The 5,421-nt window shown below is 45.3% G+C and carries 11 protein-coding genes; all 11 read right to left on the reverse strand.

All coding sequences use genetic code 11. The annotated features are described in order from the left end of the window. Positions 1 to 49 precede the first annotated feature (49 nt). Positions 50 to 670 (reverse strand): 30S ribosomal protein S4, encoded by a 621-nt coding sequence (rpsD, locus tag AB4307_RS18245; protein WP_004738777.1) that lies wholly within the window; start codon positions 668 to 670, stop codon positions 50 to 52. A 31-nt stretch (positions 671 to 701) separates the two neighbouring features. Next, complete coding sequence (rpsK, locus tag AB4307_RS18250) at positions 702 to 1,091, reverse strand: 30S ribosomal protein S11 (protein WP_004738778.1); 390 nt, start codon at positions 1,089 to 1,091, stop codon at positions 702 to 704. A 19-nt stretch (positions 1,092 to 1,110) separates the two neighbouring features. Beyond that, complete coding sequence (rpsM, locus tag AB4307_RS18255; RefSeq protein WP_004738779.1) at positions 1,111 to 1,467, reverse strand: 30S ribosomal protein S13; 357 nt, start codon at positions 1,465 to 1,467, stop codon at positions 1,111 to 1,113. A 148-nt stretch (positions 1,468 to 1,615) separates the two neighbouring features. Beyond that, positions 1,616 to 1,729 (reverse strand): 50S ribosomal protein L36, encoded by a 114-nt coding sequence (gene rpmJ, locus AB4307_RS18260; protein WP_000868186.1) that lies wholly within the window; start codon positions 1,727 to 1,729, stop codon positions 1,616 to 1,618. Between the two features lie 41 nt (positions 1,730 to 1,770). Further along, positions 1,771 to 3,105, reverse strand: a complete 1,335-nt coding sequence (gene secY / locus AB4307_RS18265) for a preprotein translocase subunit SecY (protein WP_004738781.1) — start codon at positions 3,103 to 3,105, stop codon at positions 1,771 to 1,773. Between the two features lie 20 nt (positions 3,106 to 3,125). After that, positions 3,126 to 3,560 carry a 50S ribosomal protein L15 gene (gene rplO, locus AB4307_RS18270; RefSeq protein WP_004736758.1) on the reverse strand — a complete coding sequence of 145 codons (435 nt, stop codon included), beginning with the start codon at positions 3,558 to 3,560 and terminating at the stop codon, positions 3,126 to 3,128. 5 nt (positions 3,561 to 3,565) lie between these two features. After that, positions 3,566 to 3,742: a 50S ribosomal protein L30 gene (rpmD, locus tag AB4307_RS18275; protein WP_004736756.1), complete on the reverse strand. Its 177-nt coding sequence runs from the start codon at positions 3,740 to 3,742 to the stop codon at positions 3,566 to 3,568. A gap of 7 nt (positions 3,743 to 3,749) precedes the next feature. After that, entirely contained in the window at positions 3,750 to 4,250 is a 501-nt protein-coding gene (gene rpsE, locus AB4307_RS18280) for a 30S ribosomal protein S5 (protein WP_017061307.1), read from the reverse strand. Between the two features lie 14 nt (positions 4,251 to 4,264). Further along, positions 4,265 to 4,618 carry a 50S ribosomal protein L18 gene (rplR, locus tag AB4307_RS18285; protein WP_004738784.1) on the reverse strand — a complete coding sequence of 118 codons (354 nt, stop codon included), beginning with the start codon at positions 4,616 to 4,618 and terminating at the stop codon, positions 4,265 to 4,267. 9 nt (positions 4,619 to 4,627) lie between these two features. Next, on the reverse strand, positions 4,628 to 5,161 hold the full coding sequence (rplF, locus tag AB4307_RS18290; protein ID WP_017063712.1) for a 50S ribosomal protein L6: 534 nt from the start codon (positions 5,159 to 5,161) through the stop codon (positions 4,628 to 4,630). A gap of 10 nt (positions 5,162 to 5,171) precedes the next feature. Next, positions 5,172 to 5,421: 30S ribosomal protein S8 (locus AB4307_RS18295; protein WP_136981978.1), on the reverse strand; the 250-nt coding region annotated here is incomplete at its 5' end.

Here is a 5,421-nt window from a genome sequence, read left to right on the forward strand (position 1 = left end):
AAGAAATTCTGTTACAGAACCCTGCATTGTGTCCTCTCTTTTTTTAACCTTACTTAGAGTAAAGTTCGACGATCAAGTGTTCATTGATGTCAGCTGATAGGTCAGAACGCTCAGGCATACGCTTGAATGTACCTTCCATTTTGCCAGCATCTACTTCAATCCAAGTTGGCTTTTCACGTTGTTCAGCAACTTCTAGAGCCGCTTTAATACGAGATTGCTGTTTAGCTTTCTCGCGGATAGAAACAACGTCGTTTGCCGCTACTTTGAAAGAAGGAACGTTTACAACTTTACCGTTAACTAGAATAGACTTGTGGCTAACTAGTTGACGAGATTCAGCACGAGTAGCGCCAAAGCCCATACGGTAAACTACGTTATCAAGACGACCTTCAAGAAGCTGAAGCAGGTTTGCACCTGTGTTGCCTTTAAGACGTGCAGCTTCTTTGTAGTAGTTGCGGAATTGTTTTTCTAGAACGCCGTAGATACGACGAACTTTTTGCTTCTCACGAAGCTGAACGCCATACTCAGATAGACGACCGCGACGAGCGCCGTGTACACCTGGTGCGTTATCAATTTTACACTTGGTATCGATCGCACGGACACCAGACTTAAGGAATAAGTCAGTACCTTCGCGACGGCTAAGCTTAAGCTTAGGACCCAAATATCTTGCCATGATCTTTCTCCAATATTCCTAGAAACGAAACTTAAACGCGACGTTTCTTAGGTGGACGACAACCGTTATGAGGGATTGGTGTCGCATCAACAATGTTAGTGATACGGAAACCAGCAGCGTTCAGTGCACGAACAGTAGATTCGCGACCTGGACCTGGACCCTTAACCATAACTTCCAAGTTCTTTAGGCCATATTCTTTAGCCATTTCACCACAACGCTCAGCTGCAACTTGTGCTGCGAACGGAGTAGATTTACGAGAACCACGGAAACCTGAACCACCTGCTGTAGCCCATGCAAGAGCGTTGCCTTGACGGTCAGTGATAGTTACGATTGTGTTGTTGAAAGAAGCATGAATGTGCGCTACGCCATCAGCTACTTGCTTGCGTACGCGCTTACGCGCGCGAGTTGGTTGTTTTGCCATTGTACTCTACCTTATCCGACTATTTCTTGATCGGCTTGCGCGGACCCTTACGGGTGCGAGCGTTGGTTTTAGTACGCTGTCCACGTAGTGGTAGACTGCGACGATGACGAAGACCGCGGTAACAGCCAAGGTCCATAAGACGCTTGATGTTCATCGATACTTCACGACGTAGATCACCTTCTACAGTGTACTTAGCTACACCATCACGCAGTTGATCGATCTGCTCTTCAGTTAGTTCACTGATCTTAGCATCTTCAGCAATACCCACTTCAGCTAGAATAGCTTGAGAGCGAGTTTTACCGATACCGTAGATTGCAGTAAGTGCAATTACAGAATGCTTATGATCAGGAATGTTAATGCCGGCTATACGGGCCATTATTCACTCCTAAGGGGTTCATAAAAGAATTATCCGCAGCAAAGCCCGTTATGGATACGCTGCGGCATACTACTTCTTTTGCACGCAAAAGGTAGGCCGAGGAATATACTCGACTCTACCTTGTATTTCAAGTAAAAATTTCTGCTAATTAGCCTTGGCGTTGCTTATGCTTTGGCTCACTGCAAATCACGCGAACGACACCGTTACGCTTGATAACTTTACAGTTACGGCAGATTTTTTTAACGGAAGCACGAACTTTCATTGCTAAACTCCGTAAATGGAATCGAAATTGTTACCACCGAATTAACGGCCGTAACCCTTCAGATTCGCTTTCTTTAACACAGAATCATACTGTTGTGACATCAGATGAGTCTGTACCTGTGCCATGAAATCCATGATAACTACCACTACGATTAGTAGTGATGTGCCGCCAAAGTAGAAACGAACGTTCCACGCGACCATCATGAACTCAGGAATCAGACATATAAAAGTAATGTATAGAGCGCCCGCAAGGGTTAGTCTAGTCATCACTTTATCGATATATTTCGCTGTCTGCTCACCTGGGCGGATACCGGGTACGAATGCACCAGACTTCTTCAAGTTATCAGCTGTTTCACGTGGGTTAAACACCAACGCTGTATAGAAGAAACAGAAGAAGATTATAGCTGCTGCATAAAGCATTACATACAAAGGTTGACCTGGGCTAAGAGCTAATGACACGTCAGTTAACCAACCGAACGCGCTGCTTTCACCATTTTGACCAAACCACTGCGCTAATGTTCCTGGGAACAAAATAATACTTGATGCGAAAATCGCTGGAATAACACCTGCCATATTAATCTTAAGAGGCAAGTGAGAGCTTTGTGCTGCAAAAACTTTACGACCTTGTTGACGTTTCGCATAGTTAACGACGATACGACGTTGACCACGTTCCATGAAAACTACGAAGTAAATAACAGCAAAAGACAATACAGCAATCAACAGCAGAAGAAGCACATGCAATTCACCTTGACGCGCTTGCTCGATTGTTTGACCGATTGCAGAAGGCAATCCAGCAACAATACCTGCAAAAATCAGAATGGAAATACCATTACCGATTCCTCGCTCAGTGATTTGTTCACCTAACCACATTAAGAACATGGTACCAGTTACTAAACTCACGGTAGCAATAAGCGTAAACATGGTTTGGTTGATAACAACCAGATTGTCGACCATGTTTGGTAAGCCTGTTGCGATACCAATAGCTTGGAATGTTGCAAGTACAAGCGTGCCGTAGCGTGTATATTGGCTTATCTTACGACGGCCTGCTTCACCCTCTTTCTTGAGTTCCGCTAACGCTGGATGAACTACAGTTAGCAATTGGACTACGATCGATGCCGAAATGTACGGCATGATACCCAATGCTAATATAGATGCACGCTCAAGAGCACCACCGGAGAACATGTTAAACATTTCTACGATGGTACCTTTTTGCTGATCGAACAAATCGGCAAGTACAGCTGCGTCAATACCAGGGATCGGCACAAAAGAGCCGGCTCGGAATACTAAAAGTGCACCAATTACGAATAATAAGCGCGACTTTAGTTCACTTAAGCCGCTCTGAGCACTACGAAAATCTTGTCCTGGTTTCTTAGCCATCTGTACCTCGTTCCTCGAGATTATTCCTCGATTTTACCGCCTGCAGCTTCGATTGCAGCTTTAGCGCCTTTAGTCACGCGTAGACCTTTAACAGTCACAGCTTTGCTTAGGTCACCAGAAAGAACGATCTTAACAAACTCGATGTTCTTAGTGATAACGTTAGCAGCTTTAAGGCTGTTAAGATCAACTACGTCACCTGTTACTTTCGCTAGCTCAGCTAGACGAACTTCAGCAGACACTAGGCTCTTACGAGAAGTGAAACCGAATTTAGGTAGACGTTGTTTTAGAGGCATTTGACCGCCTTCAAAACCTGGACGAACAGAGCCGCCAGAACGTGACTTTTGACCTTTGTGACCGCGGCCACCTGTTTTACCAAGGCCAGAACCGATACCACGACCTACACGCTTCTTAGAAGGTTTAGAGCCAGCAGCCGGTGATAGAGTATTCAAACGCATTCTGATTACTCCTCAATCTTAACCATGTAGTAAACCTTGTTGATCATACCGCGTACGCACGGTGTATCTTCAAGTTCTACTGTATGGTTGATGCGACGAAGACCTAGACCTTTAAGACACGCTTTGTGCTTAGGTAGGCGACCAATTGAGCTTTTAGTTTGAGTTACTTTAATAGTTGCCATCGTGTGCTTACTCCGAAATAGATTCAACAGTTAGACCACGTTTAGCAGCAACCATTTCTGGTGACTTAACGTCTACTAGAGCACCAATCGTTGCACGAACGATGTTGATCGGGTTCGTTGAACCGTATGCTTTAGAAAGTACGTTATGTACGCCCGCAACTTCAAGTACAGCACGCATTGCACCGCCGGCAATAACACCTGTACCTTCTGCAGCTGGCTGCATGTAAACTTTAGAGCCCGAATGACGACCTTTCACCGGGTGGTGAAGAGTGCCTTCGTTAAGCGATACTGTAACCATGTTACGGCGCGCTTTTTCCATTGCTTTTTGAATCGCAGCAGGTACTTCACGAGCTTTGCCGTAACCGAAACCTACGCGACCGTTACCGTCACCAACTACTGTTAGTGCAGTAAAGCTCATGATTCGACCACCTTTAACCGTCTTAGATACACGGTTAACTGCGATCAGCTTTTCTTGCAAATCATTAGCTTGTTGTTGTTCTTTAGCCATCTTCCAACCCTACCTTAGAATTTCAGACCAGCTTCGCGAGCAGATTCTGCTAGCGCCGCTACTCGACCGTGGTATTGGAAACCAGAACGATCAAATGCAACTGAAGCTACGCCTTTTTCAAGAGCGCGCTCAGCAACAGCTTTACCAACTGCTTTAGCTGCATCAACGTTACCAGTGTTCTTAACTTGCTCACGGATCGCTTTTTCTACAGTAGAAGCAGCTGCGATAACCTCAGAGCCGTTTGCCGCGATAACTTGTGCGTAAACATGGCGAGGAGTACGGTGTACTACCAGGCGAGTTGCACCAAGTTCTGCAATCTTACGACGTGCACGTGTAGCACGACGGATGCGAGATGCTTTCTTATCCATAGTGATACCTTACTTCTTCTTAGCTTCTTTAGTACGCACATTTTCATCTGCGTAACGAACACCTTTGCCTTTGTAAGGCTCAGGAGCACGGTAAGAACGAATGTCAGCCGCAACTTGACCTACTACTTGCTTATCGCAACCAGTAATGATGATCTCAGTTTGGCTAGGGCACTCAGCTTTAATACCTTCAGGTAGAGCGTGCTCTACTGGGTGAGAAAAACCAAGAGTTAGAGCTACAGAGTTGCCTTTCATAGCAGCACGGTAACCAACACCCTTAAGAGTTAGCTTCTTAGTGAAGCCCTCAGTAACACCCACAACCATGTTATTAACTAGAGCGCGAGCTGTACCAGCTTGTGCCCATGCGTTAGTAACACCTTCTTTCGGACCGAAAGTTAGGTTGGTTTCTTCCTGTGCAATAACTACGGCGCTGTTAAGAACGCGAGTAAGCTCACCTTTGCTACCTTTTACAGTAACTTCTTGGCCGTTTAGTTTCACCTCTACGCCAGCTGGAATAGCGACAGGTGCTTTAGCAACACGAGACATAATCTACTCCTTAAGCTACGTAACAGATGATTTCACCGCCAAGACCTGCTTTACGAGCAGCACGGTCAGACATCAGACCCTTGGAAGTAGAAACAACTGCAATACCAAGACCACCCATCACTGTAGGTAAAGAGTCTTTATTTTTATAAACTCTTAGACCAGGACGTGATACACGCTTGATTTGCTCGATTACAGGTTTAGCTTGGAAGTACTTAAGAGTAACTTCTAGCTCAGGTTTTGCTTCGCTGTTAACAGCGAAG

Source organism: Vibrio sp. 10N.261.52.C2, assembly GCF_041471425.1.
Lineage (GTDB): Bacteria > Pseudomonadota > Gammaproteobacteria > Enterobacterales > Vibrionaceae > Vibrio > Vibrio crassostreae_C.

Excerpts from the sequence above, each read along its gene's own strand:
- rpsD (WP_004738777.1), bottom strand. The coding sequence starts at position 670 with ATGGCAAGATATTTGGGTCCTAAGCTTAAGCTTAGCCGTCGCGAAGGT.
- rpsK (WP_004738778.1), bottom strand. The coding sequence starts at position 1,091 with ATGGCAAAACAACCAACTCGCGCGCGTAAGCGCGTACGCAAGCAAGTA.
- rpsM (WP_004738779.1), bottom strand. The coding sequence starts at position 1,467 with ATGGCCCGTATAGCCGGCATTAACATTCCTGATCATAAGCATTCTGTA.
- rpmJ (WP_000868186.1), bottom strand. The coding sequence starts at position 1,729 with ATGAAAGTTCGTGCTTCCGTTAAAAAAATCTGCCGTAACTGTAAAGTT.
- secY (WP_004738781.1), bottom strand. The coding sequence starts at position 3,105 with ATGGCTAAGAAACCAGGACAAGATTTTCGTAGTGCTCAGAGCGGCTTA.
- rplO (WP_004736758.1), bottom strand. The coding sequence starts at position 3,560 with ATGCGTTTGAATACTCTATCACCGGCTGCTGGCTCTAAACCTTCTAAG.
- rpmD (WP_004736756.1), bottom strand. The coding sequence starts at position 3,742 with ATGGCAACTATTAAAGTAACTCAAACTAAAAGCTCAATTGGTCGCCTA.
- rpsE (WP_017061307.1), bottom strand. The coding sequence starts at position 4,250 with ATGGCTAAAGAACAACAACAAGCTAATGATTTGCAAGAAAAGCTGATC.
- rplR (WP_004738784.1), bottom strand. The coding sequence starts at position 4,618 with ATGGATAAGAAAGCATCTCGCATCCGTCGTGCTACACGTGCACGTCGT.
- rplF (WP_017063712.1), bottom strand. The coding sequence starts at position 5,161 with ATGTCTCGTGTTGCTAAAGCACCTGTCGCTATTCCAGCTGGCGTAGAG.